This is a genomic window from Thalassotalea sp. G20_0, from assembly GCF_017744175.1.
Lineage (GTDB): Bacteria > Pseudomonadota > Gammaproteobacteria > Pseudomonadales > Endozoicomonadaceae > Endozoicomonas.
In genome coordinates this window covers 24,998-50,206 of the sequence record NZ_JAGHQV010000018.1, presented here as the reverse complement: position 1 = coordinate 50,206, position 25,209 = coordinate 24,998, and the positions used below count along the sequence as shown (strand labels likewise).

Here is a 25,209-nt window from a genome sequence, read left to right as displayed (position 1 = left end):
AGGCCATATAAACGACAAAACCCTTACGACAGACATCGTAAGGGTCAAAGTGTATGGCGGGGGGACGGGAATCGAATGCGGAGTTTTTTGAAAATACACGCACTACATAACTTCCGAATCAGAAGTTCACCGAATCCGTTGTTTTCTAACAGGCCGCACAATTGCCCAGGCAGAAAACCCAGCCAGTACCGCCTTTAAATCAATGCCTGAGCTTTGATGCTCCAATGTCGTCTCAGATACATCACTTGAATGATTTTCAGGCACTTGAGTCACTACCATTGGTTCACAGAAGCCTTCAGGGTTATCATCAATAACTTCACAACCTGGCTCAACAGTTGGCTCACCTTCAACCGGCACCAATTCTTCTTCAGGCACCTGTTGCTCATTGACGGGTACCTCTTCGACCGGAACTTCCTGCTGCTCCGCTTCAATCTCTGTAGCGGTTACTTCACTGGAAGCCAGAGTTCTCTGCTGGGAAGCCGGCGTTAATCGTGCGAAGGCTTCTTGAGCGTCTTCCGTAAACAGTGGTGTTTCCAGAGCCCTGGCTCGTGCTACCTGCCCCAGTCCCGATTCCGCAAAGAACTGCTGGGCAAAATTACTGAACAGGTTAGTCTGCTGCCCCCTGATTAAATCAAGGCCATTCTGTGCCAGAGAAACAACAAATGTTGCCTGCTGCGCTTCGGTATTGGCATTAAAGGTGAAACGACCATATTCCCCGATCATGACATCCTCACTGAAGTCACCATCAAAGAAGTCACCACCAAAATGCCCCTGCATACGATCCAGGCCAGAGCCACCAATCAAAGTATCAACACCACCAGTGAACAGGTCTACCGCTTCAATAACAATGGTTGATGGGCTGCGAGTCACCTGTGTGCCATCCCCCCCCATCAGATCATCACCAGCCTGACCATCCAGGAAGTCATCACCAAAGCCACCCATCATGATGTCACGGTTCAGACCTCCTACAATACGATCATTACCACCAATGGTTGTGCTTCCGGTCCGAACTGTGAGGTAACGCCCTGCTGAGTCATTAACAATGCTGCCATCGTCGCCAATTATGACGGTCTCACCAGATGTATTGTTCATCTGGTCATTGCCAACACCGCCAATGGCCTGATCACTGCCATTGCCCAGGTTGATAACGTCATTCCCACCTGTGCTGTTGCTGATATCGGTGCTGAAGACTTCGTTGCGAATACCACCAACAAAGTTAACCCGTCCGTTATCACCGATAACGGTATCGTTACCGTCTCCTGCCGTCAGTTCATCGTTACCAAAGCCACCCAGAATCAGGTCATTGCCTGAACCGGACTCAATCAGATCGTCACCACCAAAGGCAAGGGCTATGGATTCTGCACGGGTAATAATCCCGCTGTCATCATAGGCAAGAATGGCATTATCGCCAGCAATATGATCATTACCGCTGCCAGTGGTGATCTCATCATCTCCCTGCCCACCAAGAATACGGTTATTACCATCGCCAGCGCTGATGACATCACCACCACCCAGTGTGGCTTCGATGGTTACCATTTCCCGAAGAATGCCACTGTCGTTAAAGGTCAATGTGGCATTGTCACCAGCGATATCATCATTGCCATTGCCAGTGATGACATTGTCATCACCCAGACCAGCAATAATAAGATTATTACCGTTACCGGCTCTGATGGTGTCATCACCACCGGTTTCTGTATCAAGGCTGGTTAACTTAACCAGAATACCGTTGTCATAGGTCAAAGCACCGTTATCGCCAACAACGATATCACTGCCTGAGCCGGCTGTAATCTGATCGTCACCAAGACCGCCCAAAACCCGGTTCTCACCTTCACCAACATCGACAATATCATCGCCAGTGCTGTGGCTGTCACCAGAGGCGGTACTCAGCACCTGCTGACCATTACGAAGATCTATTTCACCAAAGTCGGCCAGAATCCAATCATTCCCCTGATTGCCTTTAACATCATCACCACCTGCACCGGCAATAATAATATCATTGTCTTCATTCCCCTGGATGGTATCGCTATCACCCACGTTGGTGTCTGTACTGTAAATTCGAACGGCTCGGTTACTAACGAGAGCAATGGCACCAAGATCACCAATGATGATGTCATTATCAGACTCATCGATTATCGCCAGACGATTGACGGAGCCATCACCATAGAGTGAATCACTGCCGGCACCACCAAAGATAATGTCATCACCGGACTGCCCGGAAATGTGATCATCACCGCCCAGGTCCGCGTCGATAGTAATAACACTGTCCAGTGTCTGCAGGTCAGTATCACCGTCGACATAATTTAATTGACCATTGTCACCCAGCAGAATGTCATTGCCTGTGCCGCCACGGATAGTGTCGTTACCAAACCCGGCAATCACGACATCCTCACCGGCACTGCCATCAACAATGTCATCTCCGCCCTGATCACGTTGGGAACTGTGAATGCTGATTACCAGACCAGTGGTCAGAATCCGATTGGTATCCAGCTGTTGTACGATTTCACCCTTGTCACTCAGAATAATGTCATTGCCCTCACCACCATCAATGGTGTCACTACCCACCGTTAGCTGGTCTGCAGTATCCAGGTTGTCGTTGAGCAAATCGGCATCGTTTACCACGGTCAAAATTTGCGTGGAGAGATCCAGGCGAGTTGAAACGTCCAGATTGAAACCGGAATCACCATAGATATGGTCATCGCCATCAAGACCATAGATCTTGTCATTACCAGAGCCTCCGGCAATATGGTCACTGTATTGGCTGCCAGTCAGCGTATCATTGCCCTGTCCACCGTAGATCACAACGGAAGCGCCGGCACCTGAAGCATTAATCACATCGTTGCCGGGGTTAGTATACTCTCTGGCCTTTTCGGTCTTCTGGTTCGATGTTGCATTGTAAGTAGAACCGTTCTGAACAGAATCACCCAGGAGGATGAGTGCTCCCTCACTGGCACTATCATTAACAGTCAAGGTGTCATTACCACCACCACCATGTACGACGGTGATCACATTGGAAGCGGTATTTTCAATGGTGAAGTCATCATCACCACTCCCCAGCAGAACTTCGAGCACTTCTATATCGTGATATTCAATACCCTTACCTGACGTCATACCGAGTCCGGTAATCGTATCCTCAGTCAACATACCGGAGTCATTCTGGATGCTGCCATCGTTAAAGACATTCAGTGTATCGGTCTGCTCATCTTCATTCAGTTCAATGTTAACCAGTGGCAATGGCCCGTCAATCTCTGTTGGCAACATGACGGCCTTTGTCAGTTCACGCTTTTTACCGTCTGGTGTGCCACCTTCGATAATCAGTTTGCCGCGAATATCTGAGAGCGTATGCGGCTGCAATGGTGGGTTCTGAACCGGCTGAGAATCCGTTTCAGGCTGGAAGCCGGTGTTAGCAGCCAAAGTCAGCTCAATTGGTGAATCCCAGTCATCGATACCGAAGGTCACACTATTGGTACTGGCATCAAATCGTGGATCAGCACTGCTGAACAGTACCTGTCCATCATTCAGCAAATTTACCGTCACTGGTGCAGCAGGTTGTTTACTGAGTACAATCTGGTAAGCATCCTGTTGCGTCGCACTCACCAGTGTCGAGCCATCGGTCTGAGTAATAATGACCGAACCACTGTCGTTATCCACGACGTCAATATCCAACGACACACTCTCCGCCGCATAGTCACCAGATGCAGAGAGCGTGATACCTGCTCGATAGAGATTTTCAACAGATCCATCGTCTGTTGCAGTCACCGTAAACTGGCCAGCCCAGTTGGTGTGATCAAACGTCAGTGTATCAGTACTCAGAGTCAGCTGACTGCTCCAGTCAGAAGGAATAATCTCAGCCAGAGATACCGTGACAACCTGCCCAATTTCAGGGGTTGTTGCGAGGCGGACATCAAAGGTGATTTCACTACCACCTTCAACCACCGTCAGGTTGCTGACGGGGCTGACAATAATGCCACCCATATCATTGTCATTAACGACTACTTCAACATTATCGATATCCAGCTGATCGAAGTCCGGGTTATCACTGCGGACACTGTGGCTGATCACATAATCCCGTTGACCTTCGGCAGCTTGATCATCCACCGCCTTGATGTAGATTCTGGTGGCATCATCCCAGTTGGTTTCTGAGTCGTAGGCAATGACCAGAGACTCATGGAAAGTCTGACCATCCAGAGAAATCAGAACACTGTCTGCCAACCCATTGGTTTTATCTTTATCGCTGCCAGAGGCTCTGGCAGCAGAAACGGTGACATAAGCAATGGTCGCATCCGACGGTTTTGGTGCATTCAGCTGCAACTCGTAGAAGTCAGTAACACCGCCTTCACTGACCACAACCTCACCATCATCACGTTCAACACCAATGGCACCGTTTTCTTTACTGGCTACGTTCAGGGAGATGCCTTCCACAAAAATATCGTTGTAGGACAGGTCATCACTGAACACACTGTGGTTAACAAAGCTACTGCGGCCTTCTACTGAGTAGGAAACAATGGGCTTAGTCACATCACTGGCGATATTGAAGGTATCTGCACCCAAACCACCAATAATGGTGGTTTCCACATCATCACTGGTGCTGAGCACATAGAAGGTATCATCGCCCTCCAGCCCGTCCACTTCCGCCAGTTCCACACCATCAAAACTGATATTCAAACCGGCACCGAAGATACCTTTTTCGGTGATCATAAAGTTGTCATCACCTTCGGTACCCAGAACCACAACAGAGTCCGTGCCGTTACCACCGTCAATTTTCAGTGGTGAATTAATACTGTATTGAATATCGTCGGCACCCTCACCGCCGAATAACTCCACATCACCACCACCCGCGGTTTGCAGTGTGTTCTTTTTCAGGAAAGCGCGCACCACAAAACTGTCGTCGCCGTCCTCACCATAAAGTTTAGTAATGCCTTTATTGGAGTAAACTTTGATTTCGTCTTTACCATCACCCCCATAAACAACCATGGGCAGACTATTACCTTTACTAAGGAAGCCAAGAGTCGTTTCGGTGGTTTCAATTTCATCACCAGCAGCAACGGTGCCTTTCGCGGTATTACGATCCAACCCAAACAGCTGGCCAATCTGGAAACGGTCGTTGCCAGCGCCGCCATCCAGCGTCGTAATAGTGCCGTTATCATCACTGAAGAAACTATCATTACCATCAAGGCCGTTCAGCGTCAGGCGGGCATTGATATTCCGATCGTAGTTGATTCGTTCGACAGTCGAAGTGTATTCCCCCTGACTATCGGTGTGCATGGCTGCTACAAAGTTCGCCCGCAGCAGGAAGGTGTCAGCTTCTGAAGTACCATTGATGGTCAGAGTGTCTGCACCATCGGCTTCAGAACCGGAATCACGGACATCAACAACATAGTCCGCGTTGTTACCAGTGCGATAGATCGTGTAAGTATCCGTGCCGCCTTCACCATCCAGCACAAAGGCATCTTCTGCCAAACGGCTGACCAATTGGTTAATGGTCAGTAGGTCATTACCGGCACCAGTATTGACATCAACATCGCCATCGATATCCTGCACATCAAACAGGGCTGCATCATCACCCTGTCCGGTGTTTACCAGAATGGTGGCAGCATTCAGGCTGCCGTAAAGTTTGATATCACCAGATTCACTGTCCACACTGCCAAGGTCAGTATTAAGGGTCAGCGTTTGAGCGGCGTTGAGCAGACCATCCAGATTCAGTTCAAATTTATCACCAGCGTTCAGAATCAGATTGCCCAACTCAGCATCAATTTCAACAGCATTTACCGTCAGATCATCACCTGCAGACAGTGAATCCATCGCGGTCAACGTGATATCGCCTGTACTGGCGATAACATCTTCATTAATGGTGAGCGGGCTTTGTGCAACCAGTTCGATGGAGCCCTGCACCAGCAGACCTTCCATTTCATCACTGACGCCACCCACCATCAGGGCTCCGGTATTATTAAGAATAAGACTACCGACCAGTACTTCTGCTTCCAGATGATCAATCAGCGTTCTGAGAGCATCACCAGCAGCACCAATACCCTGGCCAGCAACAATGCGTAAGCCACTTGCCGTAATCGTGTCACCGGAGGCATTACCATTCAGAACACGACCATCAGCGGTAAGGTAGATATTGGCATCACCACGACCACTGTTATCGCTGTCCGCAACCAGACTGGCGATAAACAAGTCGCCACGCACTTCTCTCAGGTACGTGCTCTTACCGCTGAGGCTGGTCAGCTGTCCGCCAGTGGTATCAATTTCCAACTGATTACCCAGCTGGCCAATGGTGCCATTGGTGGCATTAAGGAAAATAGAAGACGCTGTAATATCACTAACACCGGTCAGACTGATCAACTCATTATTATTGTCCTGATCGCCATCCAGAATGGATTGGGCTGACTCCAAAATGACATTAGCATCGGAAGTAATCTGACCAACGCTCAGAGAGCTTTCTATTGCATTCAGATATACGTCGCTGCGAGCATTGGCCGAAACATCACCGGTAAGTTTGAAGTCCAGATAGTTATCAATCTGGTTCTGTCGGCTGCCAATACCGCCACCAGCAACCAGCATCAAATCCTGAGCACGGATATTGATGATCGCACTGTTGGCATCGTCATAAGCATCGAGAATATCGCCTGCAGCCTGCAGAGTCACCTTGCCTGCCGTCGTGCTGATTTTCTCAACAACAATATCTGCCTGCCCCGCACCGAAAGTGGTTGGAGTGAAGGAAGATAGTAATCCAGCAGTAAAGGTAAGATCACCGGTAGCGGCCACATCATCCAGATACAGATCGCCAATCGTCGTATTCTTACCCGCAATACTGACATTGCCTTCAACCTGCCAGATATCAACAGAACCCACGGTATCGACACTCAGTTTTGCAGACTCCGCTACCTGAACACGGAACCCTCCATCACCCTGGGAATGAATATTTCCACTAGTAATCAGAACAAGGTCGCCAGCACTGACCAGGGCAGCAGTATTGTGCTCACCGCTGTCAATCAATGCTCCGGCAACGTTCAGTCGCACCCAGCTTGCACCTACAATGTGATCAATGGACAGTGCACCGCCATGTTCGATGGCAATGCCCTCTCCGGCTTGTGCCGTCAGGTTAACATCGCCTTGAAGGTTCAAGTCATCCCACAGCTGAATCGTGACTGAGTTCAGCTGCATCACCAGATCGCCAGAGTTCAGGTTGAACACACTGGCAGGCGCAACACTGGTCACACTGACGAGCTGCCATGGAGAGCCGGTGTCGTCAAAGTTTTCCTGGGTAAGTTCAATCGAGTCACTGGTGCCCGTGTATTGATAAAGAACGGGTACTCCGTCCTGGTCTACCTGAACATAGTCACCATAAGTTACTGAGGTGAAACCATTAGCGGATGCATCCAGGCTGCTGATTTCTGTCCAGTTACCATCATTGTAATTGATATCTAGCTGGGAGATATCACCCGCCGTACCAGTGTATACATAGAAGACATAATCCGTGGCGACGACATCACTGCCTGTCGCCTGGGCGAGGATCTCTTTCTCACGCTCCTCCAAGGCAACAACACCACCGCTCATATCAATGGTGATACGGTCACCGGTCTGGCCTAATCCGCCAGAAGCGTTAAGGATAATTGCGCTACCACTGACCAGTGTCTGGATATTGGCTGATTCTGCTGACCCGGTATTTCCTGCGCCACCAATAATCGGGGTATCCGGGTAGAGCTTCGCAACAATGCCCGGAGAAAGAATACTTTCAAATACAGGTCGATTGCTGTTTACCTGTTGCTGAATACGGCTTCCGAATTCACTAATAATACCAGCAGCAGAGCTGACATCCGTCGCTTTCCAGACAGAAAGCTGATCAAAGGCCATATCGTATTCAGAGGCAACCGTCAGGCTGCTATTCAATGCTGCAATACGACTCTGTGCATCTGCCAGTTCATCGCCAAAAAGCTGTTCAAACAAATCATTGTATTTGTCGTACGCAGTAACATCGGACAGATAGCCCACTGAGCCATTATCTCGGAGGATATTCCAGTACTGGTGATACAGTTCAGTCACTGCATCCGCTTCATTGGTCACCTGAGATTCCGCATAAAACTGCTGGGCAGCAGAGGTATCGAGACTGGAGGCACGCACTTCATCATCATTGGCATCCAGAATATCACCACTGTTGGTGGTCAGCTGTACACCATAAGGTGAACTGCCAACACCATCGACTTTTGCGGCAATAATCTGGTTCACGTTCATATCACCAGCGTGCTCAGTCAATGCAACATTGCCCTGAGCCTCAACAGTGATGTAACCCGCATCATTTCGGGTGGCTGAATCAATGGTCAGGTGCCCAATATCACCACCAAGTGCCAGAAGCTCAATGACATTGGCAGAAATAGAGACCGTTTCACCGCCACTGGCTTTGAAGATGCCGCCACCGGCATTGATTTCGACAGTATGGCGAGCAGAGATTTCATCGATGTACAGCTTGTTTGAACTACTCTTCCCTTCCCCGGGATTATCATCCTGCACAACACCAAGATAGACACTGCCAGTATTAGACACTACGCGGTGACCTTTATCTGTAGTATTGCCCTCCAGAATCACACGGACAGTGCCTTTCGCTTCAATATCTGCCTGAGAAGTCAGGGCATAAACACCGTCACTCATGGTAATAGCACCATTGGTAGACAGGATATTTAAGCTGCCTTCGTCAGCCATTTTGATCTTACCGGACAGGGTAATATTACCCTTACTGGTAATATTCACATCCGGCTGGCTATTACCACTGAGGAAATCAATGGCGATGTCGTAGTCTGCTTTCAGAGAATGGGTGTAATAATCTTTCAGCCCCTCAACCACAGTAATCTTGGTGTGTACCGTTTTTTTGCGGAGCCATCCGCCACCTGTTGTCCAGGATTCACGATCAAAGTCATAAACATTAGGATCACCCTCAGTCTGAATATAAGTCACCTTATAATCTGCAGACTCAGCCCCTTCAATTGGTAGCAGCACCGACTCGGATTCAAGCAGTGGTTTCTTATCAGTGAACTCAATGGTTTCCCACTTATAGCTCTTATCCTTAACCAGCCAGTCGCCAAACGAGTTATCACCAAACAGGTTAAAGCTCTTCTTCTCGTACTTACGGACCGTTGTTTTGGTTTTGCTCTGGCCTTCTGTCCATACATAGCGTGAACCGGCAGCAACTTTATAAGCAAAAGAATCCGCATCGCCATTGCTGGTGCTCTGTTGCGCATATTCAATTCTGGCGATGTCATTGCCGGTGGCAGGAATCAATGTGCCAGTGTACTTCGTGTGAATTGCGCCAGAACCATTGTATTGGTACTCATCCCTGGTCAGCTGCTTACTGTCAATGATGGTGATCTTGCCTTCGCGATATTGACGGTTATCGATATCGTTCATAACCAGCTCATAACCGCTGTTATTGTTGATATTGACAGAAGCATAACCACTGGCCGCCACAATACGTCCATTACCTGTGCTGATAATCTGACCGGAAATCACGACTTCGCCACCGGCAGGCACAATGTCTTCAATAATGATTGCCTTTCGTACAGCATCCCAGTATCCATCGACAGGTACTTTGACATTACTGCTGTCGTTCGGATTGGCAAAGCTGACACCCGCAATGGCCTGACCTTTCTTATTGGTCAGGTCGACATTTTTAGATCCACCACGGAAGTTTTCATCAATCTCCAGATAAACCGTATTCACCCCACTCTGAATCAGCCCATTGATATTCAGGTAACGGGCGGTCAGAGTGATTTTGCCCATGGAGACAATCTGGGAGTTATCGACATTGATATTGGTGGTCAGTTCGTTGTATTTAGCCTTAAACATTGTGTAGATCAGCGAGGTATTACTTAAGCCTGTCTGATAAGAACGCGAATTGCCTTCTTTGTTGTAAACAAAGTTACGCATCAACTGGTAATTAATATACTGGCGTGGATCTTTATTGGTATGAAACCACGCATCCGAGTTCAGAGAGAAATCACCAGCGGCAAAGACATTGACGGTCTCAGCACGAATCTGGGTAGAGACTTCAATAGAACCTTCCCGGTTATTGATATAGGCACCACCGTTTTCATTCACCACATTACCCTGAATGTACATCCCTTGAGGGATTTCAGGCAGTGTGAAATTTCCGTAAGCATCTTTAATAAACTGCGGGTCACTGTCCTGATAAATAATAATTTCATTCAGTGAGTCAGAATTGTCGCCCTGGCCATCGGTGGACTGAGTACCACCACGGATGGCAATGGAATTAACATCCTTATAATTAATCTGAACGGCACCCGGCGTATAGGTTTTGAGGGAACCACCCACCATTTCAATCCGCTGGGAGTCTTGAACAATGGCGTCATTCACACGCAAGGCAAATGGTGTGCTATTAACGATCTGAATGGTTGCGCCTTCCCGGGCATGGAGGTTGTCCATATTGTCCAGAGCAGCCAGAGATTCAGCGCTTTTGCCATCAATCTGCAGATAGACGGAACCGGGAGCTGCATAAACATCCGGCAGGTCTACCATCAGGATATCCAGTGCCTGATTGTAAACTTTACTGGTGGCGCGGGCAGTATCGGTATAATCCCAGGCACCCGACGTTAAGTTGGTTTTCTGCCACAACGTAGTGTCGGAATAGTCCGCTAACTCAAGAATGCTTTCCTGTTTGATTTTGCTCTGATAGTAATTGCCGTCTGGTGCCTTAACAATCTGACCTGCATCCACAGTATGGACATAATCAGACAGCCCAAGCTCATCAATTTTATTATTGATCTCTTCCAGTTGAATCTGATAGCGGGCAATGGCTTCAGTGTTCGTACTGTGATCACGAATCCAACTCTCTACCTGAGCCTTTTGCTCAAACAGCACCGTACTTAAATTGGTAAACGTCAGGGTAGGTGAATCCAGCTCTCTGGGTTTAACCACGAAGAACTCACCGGTCATGGCGCTGGCAAGAGCCTCAGTAATAGAGCTTTCGTAAATCGGGTAGCCCAGAGATTCAATCTGCGCCAATGTCAGATTCAACTTGGTCCAGCGATTTTTGTTACTGTAATTTTCCTGCTGCAGGTCGATTTCAGCGCTGTTCTGAGGGGTGTACTGGTAATAACTGCCGTTGTGCTCAATCACTGTATCCTGAGTTACCAGGAAGTTGATGGTGCTGAGCGCAAGCTCCTCCATCATATACACCACATCCTCTGGCAATTCTGGAATAACCACTTCACCTTGCGCATTATCTACACCAAACAACAGTTTTTTATCGTCATCGGTCAGCGCATCGATATTGATGACACCATCAGCACTGACTTTACTACTGTCGTTAAGGATGCTTTGTATCTCAGCCACAGGACGAATCTGCAGAAAGGTTTTATTATTAACGCCCGCTGTCACCTTGGCAGAATCTGCAACCGAGAACTGGTTGTTGGAAGTGACAGAACCCTCACGGTCAATATCCACACCGTAAGGAACTCCGGATATAGACAGTGTCAGCCCCGACTCTTTCGCCCGCTCACTACCACCGATACCTTCACGGGCTTCAATGGTGATATCCGTCATCGACTTGATATCAGCGTTGTTACCCAAAGTGATGGTATTGGTTTCGGTGATGTCGGCATCTGGAACCGGCACTGCTACATTGGCAGAGGTAGAGACTGATGTCAGTTCGACATTGGCACTGCTCTCAAGAATATTCAGCACACCCTGGCTACTCTTACCAGCATAGAGATAGACGTCTCCAGCCTTCATAGTGGCATTGGCAATGCTGACATTATTTCGAGCATTCGTTGTAGCAATCGCAACACCGGTAGCCGCACTGGACAGTCCGGAAACCGCAAGAATATCGGCACTGGCCCGATTCTCGGAATCCGTTTTCGCGGTCACAAATACTTTGCCCGTGACGTTTTCTATCACCGCACCATCGATATTCACCCTGGCATCAGAATTGGCTTCTACCTTGCTGGTCGCAGCATTGATGCCACCTACGGCACTGACGGTTTCCAGTGTAATGCTATCAACAGTAGTGATGTCATTCCGGGCTTCAATACGAAGGGAAGCTTTATCGTCGTAGCTGCCTTCTGCCACCAGTTGCACATCATCGGTCAGGTTTATACGCGCCTGATTGTTCAGGATGGCCTGGCTCACCATCACATTGACACCCACAATATTACCAGAACCGGTTCTCAGGGATTTACCGTTACTGAACCGTGATTTATCAAAGCGATTCAGGGCATTAATATTGATATCATGAGCGGTAATGGATGAAGGATTATCAGAACCCGGCAGGCCGGTGCTGGCACCAATATTCACATCCGCGTAACTATTAATAATGATATTCAGTCCGGCACCGGCACCAGAGGCTAACGCCACCGTGAAGGCATCTGCACTGGCATCGACGGTTTGATCGAGCATACTGCTCAGGTCAAACTGATCTGCCTCAATCACAACACCCTTACCAATATTGGCGACGACAGCCTGGTAACTGGTGACATTACTCTCTGCACCAGCACCAGCAACATAGCCACCGGAGGCCGCAATGGTTTCTGGCAGAAGGTCATCATTACCGGACGCTTTTACCGTAATACTGGCAGCACCCAGTTGTGAGCCATCACCGATTTCCACCAGCACATCGTCAGAACCATCGTTACCCTGCTCAATATCTGCAATCATGGCACCGGCAGCAACCGCGCCGGCAGCACCACCACTGGCATCGGCACGGGCATAATTGGTGGCATTGGCATTAATAACAACGTCATCAACCGCAGTCAGTTTGGCTGACTCTGTTACGGCTGACACCGTGGTGGTGATATCGACATCGGCACGATTAGCGCTGGCAGCCGCAAGCGCCGCAGCAAAACCAAAGGCTTGTGTCTTATGGATGTTATTATCCGCCTGGGCATCGATATAAATATTCTGGGCTTCCAGCGAAGTATCTTTGACCTTGCTGGAAATCGAGCTGCGGACATCATTACGAACCAGGGCAATACCAAGAGCGCCACCAATGCTGGCACTGAGTGCCACATTGGTCACATTGATGCTTAAATCGGTCGCTTCACTGGCTTTAAGATTGATATCCCCCATAGAGCCAATCACAGCACTGCTATTATCACTGCCACTGATGGTTGCATTTACCTGATTATTGACCAGGTTAGTGATATCCACACCACCTCCGCTGGCACCGGCCAGACCGGCACTGAAGGTCACCGCTGTCGCATCAACATTTTTCATCAGGGCATTGGCATGGCTGGCAACCTCAATATCGTTGCCGGCAAATACCCGGTAATCCTGATTAGCAATACTTTCGCTGTCGTCTACATTCAGCCAGGCACTCACGGCCATAGCCATGGTGTTATCAATATCCGTTGCGGAGATGGAAAAGGAGCCACCCAGTCCAATAGCTGCTGATATGGCAGCAGCAACGGCATCCGCTTTAACCACCTGACCATCAGCATCAGCAGTGATGGAAATATCATTACCAGCCACCATGGCGGAGTTATTGACATAAGCAGAGGTGCTGCCACCGATGGTATTGTCAAGATCAATGCCAACGCCAGCACCAGCGATCGCAAACTTACCGGCGGCAACGGCAACACCCGCACCATAAACGGTGCTGTCGATAGTCGACAGTGACTGTGCATTAACAACAATGTCGTTGAGTGAAGTTATCTGCGAATCTTCAATGTAGGCAGAGGTAATATGATTGGATCCGATGGTGTTTTCGGACAGCGTTACACCGATGGCTGCTGCCGCACCCCCCTTTCCGGCTCCCACAGAGCCACTGGCAGCTCCAACGACAGAGGTAATAGCAGCATTATTAACCGCGGTAACAGAAACATCCTGATCGCCATAATCTGCATTGGCATAAACCAACATCCAGTCATCTGCCGGTGTTGTACGTTTAACTTCGTCAAGATCTAACAGTGACCAATCCGGTTTGAGTGCTGACACTCCCGCAGCATCCAGCCCCGCCTCAGCAGCGGCACTCTCTGCCAGTGACTGGGCATCATCTGCTGCCGATCTGGCTGATGTAGAGATGGCATTCCAGACATCGGCCTCTTCCTGAAGCTGGTCAGCGGTTTCCTGAAGCTTCACTACATTTTCAAGCTCGGTCTGCCATGCAGCAACGGCTAGCTCTGCCGCTTCGGCTTTTGCTACCGCGTTCGATGTACTGGCATTTAATGATGCTTCTACCGCAGTATCAGCAAGGGCAGCCAGTCGATCTGCTTCAGTCTGGGCCGCATCTGCCGATGCCTGGGCAGCATCCGCATTACTCTGAGCTGTGCTGGCAAGGCTTTCATATCTACCCGCTTCTGATGCTAACGCTTCAGCACGCAGCGCAGCGGCTACAGCAATGGCTTTCTCCAGCGAAAGCTCTGTTGCGCCATTATTGCGATAAGTACCATCGATAAAGTAGAACTGCTCACCACTCTCTACCGATGTTTGTGCCACGCCTACACGACTGCCATTTTCATCGTACTTGTAGCCGTCTGACTCGAAATCAGGAGAAAGATCAAGATCACTGCCAATATAGCGATAGACGCCATCGGCAAATTCAACCAGGTCACTTTCCAACAGCTCATCAGTCAGGCTTGAACCTGCATAATCAGAACGGGGAACCAATGTGATTTTTGAATCACTGATTAATGCCTGACTACTGTTGTTTATTGTATTGGTACCTTTTACACCGGCACCGGCGAGTGAGACACCAACTTTACCACCAGCAATGGCAACAGAAGCCGCTTCAGCCTTTAAGGTAACAGTTGTACCTTCATGGGAACCAACGGTCACACCGCCATTTCTGGCTTGAATATCCAGATATTCAACATTTGCGTAAATTTGATTAGCAACGGTGTTAATAGCTTCCACCGCGCCAACGGTCAGCGTACCACCAAATGACTCACCAACCGCTGCCCCTAAAGAAACGCCGACGACCTGGGCATCAACAGTAGACGTATCGGTTGCATTAACAGCCAGGGACTCAGAGAGGAATTTGGGCCTGCCAGTATTTTGACCTGTAGCCTTGGCTCCTGCGATCGAATCAATAGTGTTCTCTGCAACCGAAGCCGCTACAGCAAGCGATACGCTGCCACCACTGGGTGCAAGACCAAAGGCAAGGCTCGCAGAAGCCGCTACAGATGTGATGGACGCATTGTTAATGGCATTAACTGTTATTTTGCCTGCATTGATATCTCTGCTGTGATCAATCCAGGCCAGCGTCTCACCATAAATCTTATTGGTCGCACCAACTCCGGAGCCACTACCAGCGAGACCCGAGCCATTAGTGCTAACCACAACAGCTGCCGAACCCGCTCCAACTTCAGCATCGACGGTCATGTCATTCGTCGCATCAATATTCAGATCACCATCAATGGTCAGAGCGCTATCATCCAGAAGAGCTTTGACTCTGAGGCGATCATAACTCGTACCAATAGTGTTTTCGGTGATGGCTGCACCAATGGAAATACCAGCACTGCCACTGCCGGAGTCTGCCGCAACAGCCGCAGAAACAGCTACTGTCGTTGAATCTATATCCGACTTATTGGTCGCTTTAATGGAAACGTCGCCATTGCTGAACAGGTCACTGCTTTCAACCAGGGCTTCGGTTGAGCCACCAATGGTATTGCCAGCATAGGCTCCGCCGCCACTCAGAGAGATTGCGCCAGAAGAGCCAAACGTAGCAGCCAGAGAAGCGGCAACGGAATGTGCCATGATGGTGTTATCGGATGAAGCAGACAGAGACACACTACCGTTTAATTGATCTTCCTTACCTCCATTCACATGGTCAAGCCTGGCCACTGTATCAATATCAACCTTGTTTTCAGCCAGAGAAACTCCAACTGTGATCCCGGCAGAACCTGAACCCGCGGCATAACTGCCCGCAAGCGAAGCACCTACCGCCGTACTGATGATTTTTGAGGTATTGGTGCCTGTCAGGCTCAGGTCGCCCACCATAATCCGATCACTGCTGACAGTGGCCTGGCCGGTTGGCGTATTATCGATAAACGACGCAACCTGGCCAAAGATGGAATTTTCAGCACTGGCACCAGAACCACTGCCGGCAATGGCAGCCTGACTACTGCCGGTTACCGCTGCAGAACCAGCACCACTGTTGGCATTAATGGTCATATCACCAGTGGCGGACAGGGTTAAACCACCGTCAGCATCAATACTGGTATCTTTCAGATAAGCAAGAACACCATGGCGGTCACTTTGACTGTTGCCAATCGCATTACTGGTCAGCGCTGCACCGATGGACACAGCTGCACTGCTGCTACCACTGTTTCCTGATGCCGCTATGGATGCAGCAACCACTGTTGCATTGATGGCCGATGTGTTGGATGCAGTCACCGATACATCTGAGTTACTGAACAGGTTACTGCCATTTATAGTGGCTTCGGTAGCACCGTTAATGGTGTTATTGGATGATGCACCTCCCCCACTCAGGGACAACGATCCAGATGAACCATAGGTCCCTGCCAGAGATGCAGCGACAGAGGTAGAATCAATAGTCGCTGTTGAGTCTGCTGACAAGGTAATACTGCCAAGCTTACGTTCTGCAGAACCGCCACTGACACCGGCAATACGGGCAGCTGTATTGATATCCAGGTCATTTTCCGCCAGTGATACACCAATACTGACCGCACCGGTTGCACTGGATGGCGCATAGCTGACACCAAGAGATGCACCTACCGCTTTGCTGGTTATTTCGCTGTCATCCTTCGCAGTAATGCTGACCGCCCCGGCAAAAATCGAATGGCCGTCAGTCGCTGTCGTATTATCAATGTAAGCCAGTACATCCGCGTAACCACTGTTGCTGGCTTTTGCCCCCGCACCACTGGCAGAAAGACCTGCGCCTCCAGTGCTGCCTGATACAGCACCAGAACCCGCGCCGGCATCTGCTTTGATGGTCATATCACCGGTCGCAGAAAAGGTCAGATTACCAGCGGTATCCACTTGCGAGTTTTCCAGATACGCCTTCACTCCCAGAGGATCATTTTCAGCACCAATCTGGTTACTGGTGACTGCGGCTCCGATGGAAACACCCAGACTTCCACTACTGGTATCTGCAGCAGCGGCAACGGAAGCCGCCACAACTGAAGCATCAATGGTTGATGTATTGGCAGCAATAACGGAAAGATCAGCATTGCTCTTGAGGTCGCTGCTACGGACAACAGCGGACGTATTCCCAAGAATCGTATTATTTGAGGAAGCACCACCACCACTTAATGCCGCAGAGCCGCCCGATGCAGAGGAGTAACTGGCTGACAGTGAGGCCGACACTGAAGTGGCAGTGATCTCAGCGTTGGATGACGCACTCAATGAAACAGAACCAGTTTTACGACTTGAGGAACCTACATCAACGTTATCGATAATCGCTTTGGTATTGGTATTCACCTCATTTTTTGCAAGAGAGACACCAATACTCAATGTGCCAGTACTGGATGTTCCGGAATAGGCACCGGCAATGGTTGCACCGACAACGGTACTTAAAATGTCTGAGTCGTCTTTAGCGTCAATGGTGAGTTTATCAGCCAGGAGTGTATGCCCATCTGTGCTGGCCTTAACACCCGAGTCAATATCAACCTTCACCGTGTTTTTGGCATCAGCACCTACACCACTAAGCCCAGCCCCAATACCAGACTCCGATTTGGCGACAGCCACAGAAGCAGCGGTAATCACCGATGAAATATTCTGAGTGCTTTCTGCGTTCGTACTGACTTCACCAGTGATGTCTATATCCGAGTTATTAATGACTGCTCGTAAACTGTTGGCATTGTCGCCATTGTCCGGATCACCACCAATGGTGTTCTCAGCAAGGCTGACGCCAATACCTCCCACTACACCAGCACCTGTCGTGGCACTGCCATAAGCCAGGTTAGCAGCGACAACCACACCCGTCACCGAACCATCGACATCCGCATCCAGAAACACACCGATCGCTTCGTCTGAAGCGCCCTGATTGGAAGTAGCCTGTTTAATGATTGAACCATCAACCAGCGCTTCGGTGTCGCCATAGACTTTGTTGTTCGCCTCAGCACCGGAGCCGGTTAACGTGACGGTTGTATCCGCACCGGTTTGAGACCCAATAGCGGCACCAACCACAACGGCAGTAATATCGGTTTCATTATCAGCGACAATGTCCAGACGAGCGTCATCAAGGTGCCTGGCAGGCAGTGTAATCACACTGTCGCTCATAACGCGGGCACGTGTGTTCATGCGCACCATGTTATTGCTGATGGCCGCACCAACGGCAATCCCTACTTTGGTGTCAAAGTCCGGTTTGGAGTCTTCTGCAAACGATGCACCCAGTGCGACAGATACCATATCTGCCTCACTTTTTGCCTGATGCTTAATCTTTCCGGTTTCAACGGTTAGGTCGGTACCGCTGATCAGGGCATCTATGTCGCTATTAATGTTATTTTCAGCAATCGTCGCACTGACAGCACCGTTACCGGCATAGGCGACACCCAGGGCAACGGCATAAACCTCTGATTCATCTTTTGCCTCTATACTGACAGCAACATCGCTACCGTTTTTACCGGTGACCGTTAGATCATCGACATCAATAAGATAGGCATCGATATCCGCCGTCACATTGTTGACCGACACGTTTCCTGTCAGGGCTATACTGCTGGAGTTGCTTTCCACTGAAGACTTAGCAATACCGGCGATGGAAGCAGCCACTGAACTGGTAATCACAATACTGTCGTTTTTCGCCAGCACATCCAGCGTTGTCAGATTCACCGATCCAACATTGGTAATACCGGAGCTCACAGTAAATGTCGCATCGTTCATTAAGCCAATGCCAGCAGCAGCCAGGGCAACCTTGTTAGCGCTGGCGCTGGCATAGGTAATTGGGAAGGCAAACACACCGCTGCTTTCCGTGGCTTTCAGGGAAAGATTCTGTGCATTGAAACTGGAGAGATTCAGAATACCGGCAGCAGTAGTGCTATTTATCGTGTTAAAAATGAACGCACCTGCTGCGCTGATACCATAAGGTGTGTTTTCTGTCTTAGGCGTTTCTCCACCTGATGGTGTCACCTTACCGGTTGCCCAGGAAGCACTGAGCGCTGTACCAATAATCAGGCCTCCGCTGTCCGCTGCAATACGCGCGTCACCATTAACGACCACTGAGCCCGCTTCGGTCATATTGTCTTCAGAACCCACCAAAGCCTTAGTTACTTTGGTGATATCACTGACCGCCGCTGACGCACCCACACCCAGCTTGCCTGCACTACCCATCGCGCCTGCTGCAACAATCAGATCAACCCGGTTATCAGCAACAACCGACAGTCGTTCAACGCTGACATCCCCATCATCTGCGCCAGCAACCAAAGTGACTCCAGACTGAATCAGGGCAATGGTTGTGCTATCAATGGTGTTCTGCATATAGAGGCCAGCAATTCCCAGGCTGGCTGTACCTGAACCGCCGGCGTACCCGAGATTCACGGCAAAAACATCGCTATCCGCCTTAACGGAGACCTTATCTGCATAAATGTCAGCACCCGTCTCTATCATAGCCGTGCTGGTATTGGTGATATTATTCAGGAAGACACTGGCACCGACACCGTTACCACTCTCTGAAGCGCCAAGCAGTTTGTAGAGATTATTGATTTTTTCAATAGACGACGTTGTAGCAGTTTTATTACCCACCCAGTCTACTGATTGATTATTGGTATTTGAGGTAATAGAGAGATTACGTGAAGCAGAAGCATCGGGTGCATCACTGAATGAATCAAAAGCACTGATAAAGTCAGCTTTCTGGTTAATCTTCACCAGCCCTTTAACCAGGGCATTCGCTGTTTGTTTTGAATCCAGATATGAGAAATTCAGTGCAAGAGACGTTTTCGCTCCGGCGGCTTCTGATTTGATATCGTTATCCAGCAAATACAAGTCAGAATCACCGCCAAAGAATTGATAGGGAAGACTGCTATATTGATTCCCTAACAATTCCCAGCGGGTTCCATCACTGAAATTCTCTGTAGCCAGAGTGAGAGAGCTGCCATCAAGACCCTTAAACTTGTAAACAGCACCAAAATAACCAATATCTGGTGGTGTACCTGTAGCTCCCCACTGATAATCCGAATTATCAAATCGAATCAGGTCACCATTATCAATGCCATAGTTTCCACCGATTTCAGACTTATCAACCAACTTGGGTTTTACGTATTTTATAGTGGTATCCGGCGCAATCAGGCCGGTTAAGTTTTGAGCCGTTGCATTAACATTAATGGCATCCAGTGCATCAAGCTCAGTATTGCCCCGAACCTGTGCCTGGGCATTGTTATCTAATGACGCAATGGTAACCGAGACAGCAGCACCAAACGGAACCTGCTTAAACTCGCCACTGCTGGTATCAGTTCCTGCCGTACCTTCTACCTGACTTAATTGAGATGGTGTACTGGACGTAGAAGATGTTGCAGTTAACAGACGACTCTCGGCGGTTGCCTGTAAGTCAAGGCTGCCGCCTACATTAATATCACTGTCAGTACTGTCCTGACCAAGATAAGCATGCACCTGGTTACTGTCTTCTGCATACACAAAAGCAATACCGACGGTGGCTTTTGTCGGCTTGAGACGATCGCTGGGCTTAACCTTTTTCTGTAGCCACTTGCCTAAGGGTACTTTTTTATTAAAGGCAACCTTCTGTTTCGCGGCATCTTCATACTTATCAAGAACACTGGGCACACGATCAACAATGGCTTCAGAACTGGTCGGATTCAGCTCCGCCTGTTGCTGGGCCGCTTCTACAATCACATCCCCATTAACCAGAACATCACCGGCAAGCACGGCTTCGGTATGACCACTTTCAACCTGGACCGCGACACTGGCTGCGGCCTTGCCTGAATTACCCGCCTCACTGGCAGCAGACACCAGGCTGTAATCCACCGTTGCCGCCTTAACTGTCAGGTTTCCACCTGCGGTAATGCTACTGCCGCTGTTCACTATCACCTGGGAGTTTGAATTCAGCACACCCACAGCAACACTGCCGGCAAAGCCCTTCAGGCCAAACAATGGCTCAGCGTCAATATTCAGGTAATTATCTGCCTGACCAGTAATACTGATATTACCTTCAGCGTCCAGTGTTCCCTGAATATCGATCACGGCGTCGGTATCCAGCACCCCGACAGCCACCGCAAGACCTATGGAAATGGGTGAAGCATTGACTCTGGCGATGGAGTTGGCATGGATGGTGATGTTATCACCCTTGAGGGTGGCACCACTGGAGATGGTAATTTTGCTGGTCACATCGGAGCGACTGACACCAGCAATCAGTTTGAAATCTTCAACTTCGTTTGCCAGATCATCAATGATGGGAATATTTTCACCAAAAACCCCATCGTCGTTATTCATATCCCTGTCAGGGTTCGACTCCGCGCGGGCAAGAATATTGATATCTTTACCCTGAATCGTCACATCACCGATGGTTACCGTGGCTGATTGCAGGTCGACGTTATAGTACACGGGCAGTGCCGCCAATATCGATGCAGCACCCTGTTCTAGGCTACCGTATATCAGGTTACGACCATCAATGGCTTCAATGGTGATATCACCGCTGCTTGCCGTGTTTTGGCCAACCGCTGTGACATTGTTGTTTATCTCAACAATGCGGGCAGCAAAGGTAATATTACCGGCGCGATCTGTCGAACTACTGTTATCAGTTTGAATGCTCCCATTAACAGTAATCTTGCCATTCAATGCACGGAATTTAAGATCCCCCCCCGTCCAGATCAGATCACTATTAATGGTGAGATCATTGCTGCTCTCTTTAACCGCAACGTAGTTGCCACCGGTAATGGTTGCCCAGCCAAAATCACTGACCGTAAAGTCAGCACTGCTGCCGTAAAAGACAACCTCATTCGTATTGGTATTATCATTAAGTTCAACGGTGACTTTGTCAGTGTTTACATCAGACCGGCCATCCACACTGAGACGAATTTCATTATCACCAGAGCTGCCTTTCAAGGTGGCCGTTGAAGTGGCAGCATCCAGAACCAGATCCAGTGTGGCACTGCTTCCATCCAGCAACTCTGCTCCGTCTATAGCAAGCAGTTCAGCAGCTTCCAGATTACCTAGCGTAACGGAGGATGAAACATCAATGGTTTGAGTCGAATCGGTTGGGTCAACATCCTGACCTGACCAGGTCAGTTTATCGTCTTCTATCACCAGTGTTGTATATAAGCTGGTCGTTTCAGCAGACAGAATATCCCGACCATCCTTCCCATCCACTTCAAGGTCTTCGGAATCAATGATAAAGAAATCCGTCCCCTTAGAGCCGGTATATTTATCCTGACCTCCACTCCCCTTCTGACTGGTCAGTTGAAGAGATGCCAGCAGACTTAAACTCACGCCTTTAATAACCGTACCAGAAGTGCCAGAAGTAAAGCCTAAAACCGTAAGGATACTGGTGTCAGTGCCAGCCACACCCAGCGTTGACAGCCCATTAAAAGTCAGTTCTGCAGAAGCCTGATCAAAACTGATTAAGGGATTATCACTATCTCTGTCGTCTGCAGCATTGATGAGATCAATTAATTCCTGCAAGGTTGAGGAGGAGCTGACATCGATATCAAGAATTGTGCTGCCATCTTCCAGAGTCAGCCTCAGAGTATGATCAGAAAGTCCATTCCATCCGGCAATACTGTCAAGGCTGGTACTGGCGGACACTCCATGAAAGCCATCAGCAATCAGCATATCATTTCCAGCACCACCAATCAGCGCCGACGATTCAAAGCCCTGATGCGAAAGAATCGTTGCCCCCAGCATTAACTGACTATTGTCAAGATCAAGGGTATAGCCACTGGCCGCATCAGCCACATTACTCACATCAGCGACAATGGTGTCGTAACCTTCGCCACCATCAATGGAGTCGGCGCTGATTGAGGTAACAAAAATAGAGTCATTGCCTTTACCGGCATTGATGATGTTTATGCCCTGGGTGCCGGTAATGATATCATTGCCGCCAAACGTGGTGATTTCTGACTTTCCTGAAAAAGCAGATAGATCAACATGGTCTACTAATTCACTCCCTGACAGTTTCAATGTGTCATTACTGTCAAAGCTATTCAGGGTATCAACCGATTTATTACCGTTCGTTGTAATCGAAACGATATTGGCACTTTCACTGTCAGAGATTGCCGAGGCTATTCCCGTTCCCGCATACAAACCGGTGAATTCAAGCTGCCACTTGCCATCAACGGTCTTACTGACAGCAATCTGGCCAAACGGTATGTTCAGTGCCTTTTCAATAGATCGAACAATATCCCAACCGTCTGCATCCCAGGCAATGGTGTCAGTGTTAAAAGTACCATCAGATGTTGAAATAGATAACGTAAAACCGGTACTGGTTTTGCCGGTAGGAATATCAAATACCCAAACCTCAGAGGCCCCCTGAGCCAGATCAAGCTCATAACTCCCGGATGCATCTGATATCGAAGCTCGTCCGGCAAAATCTTCTTCGAGGGTATCCTGACCAGAACCACCGGTGATGGTATCTGCACCGCCAAGGCCGCTCAGAGTATCGCCATAGGAGGATGCATAAAGTTCATCATCCAGCCCGGTACCGACCAGGGTAATGTCGTACTCTCGATGTGCGGCTGCATCATAATCTGCATGGGCAGGGTCAAGGTCTGCTTCGTGCTTCGCATTCCTTGCATCCAGTCTATAACCTGAAACATCTCCCGCTTTGGAGATCGCTTTAAGGTAAACGGATTCAATACCCTCCAGAGTATCTAAACCGTCATTACCAATCGTCAGCGTGTTATTTTCCAGCTTGAAGTCAGCAGCCCGGACTTCAATCAGCTGATCGTAACCATCACCACCTGTAATCTGATCAGCACCTGCTCCACCGATCAACAGGTCATTTTTGCTGCCACCAATCAGCGTATCATCACCGCTGCCACCATCGAGATAAACCTCAACCGTCGCAGCGGAAAAATCAAAGCGGTTATTGCTGTCATCACCTCTCGCCGCCAGCAGATCTACATCCTTTGCTTCCAGCTTGCCACTGGATGTAAACGACCAGTCACTGCCATCCTTCGCCCAGGTTCCTGTTTCGTATTCAAAAACGTTGACTGCATCTCCCGCATCCCCCTCTGTGGATGCATTAAGCTTCAGGTCACCATCAACCTGATCAAAGAGCACCGTATCAAAACCACCATTACCCTCGACCTTATCGCCAGCACCGACAATGAACAGGTTGTCGTTGCCATCGCCTGTCAGCGTATCGCTGGCTTTGGAGCCAATAACGGTATTAAACCCGGTAATGCCATCAAAACCAGCGGCTGTTTCCAGATCCAGGTTAACGTCCACACCGGTCTCTCTCTGACTGTAATCCAGATAATCTGAACCACTGCCACCCAGAATATCAAAACCGGAAAAGGTGATCTTTGTATTCGACGGTGTCTGTGTAATGCTGCCCTCAACACCTTCAAGGGTCGACAGAACACCTTTACCATCTTCGTCTTTATCAATCAGCCAGTGATAATCATCATTAATGGCGGCCAGTACGTGTCTGGATTCATCGGCCTGATTTTTCTGATTTGTCTGAAGCGCTTCGACATCCAGAAACTCCACAATGCCATTAGCGCCCATGGAGCCTTCATTTTCGCCGTTAATCTGCCAGGCACTGTCTGTGACATCATCACCCGCAGCGACAGTATCATTACCGCCCCGCCCATCAAACTGAACCACAAAAGACTGCTCACCCAGATCAAGGAACGATTGATCAATTGTTAAACTGTCCGCACCTTCTGACCCCGTCACAGTAATAGTGCTCCCCGCCGCAATATCACTGATTTTCTTCTGACCCAACACTGTTTTATTTTCGTCGACCAAACGAAGATATTGTTGCTGATCAGTTTCATTAATAACGACCTGAAGTGTAACCTTAGCATCCTGCTCTAATTGGAGTGCATTATCCTGCAGTGCAGCAATGGGGTCGGCTGAAAGCAGCAGTCGGGGCTCCAACTGCTCTAGAGTGAAGAAGTCTTCCAGCCTTTTACGACGCTCCTGCAGCCGTTCCTGCCGGAACATTTTCTCAAACAACCGGTTTAATTTAGGAAATAAGCCCTTACGAGCCGATACAGCAATACCTGACGGGGATGATTTGCTGTTATGGGTTTGCTTATCCATTAGCCGGTCCGCTTGTTATTGTTCTGAATCCAATGGTTTCCAGTCTCAGGTGGTCAGGTCAAAGACTGGAGTCCTTTTTCAATT

Annotated in this window: 1 protein-coding gene; it reads right to left on the bottom strand. The window is 49.1% G+C overall.

The features are described from left to right. Window positions 1-126: 126 nt before the first annotated feature. On the bottom strand, window positions 127-25,125 hold the full coding sequence (locus tag J7438_RS12500; RefSeq protein ID WP_209276794.1) for an LEPR-XLL domain-containing protein: 24,999 nt from the start codon (window positions 25,123-25,125) through the stop codon (window positions 127-129). Window positions 25,126-25,209 lie beyond the last annotated feature (84 nt).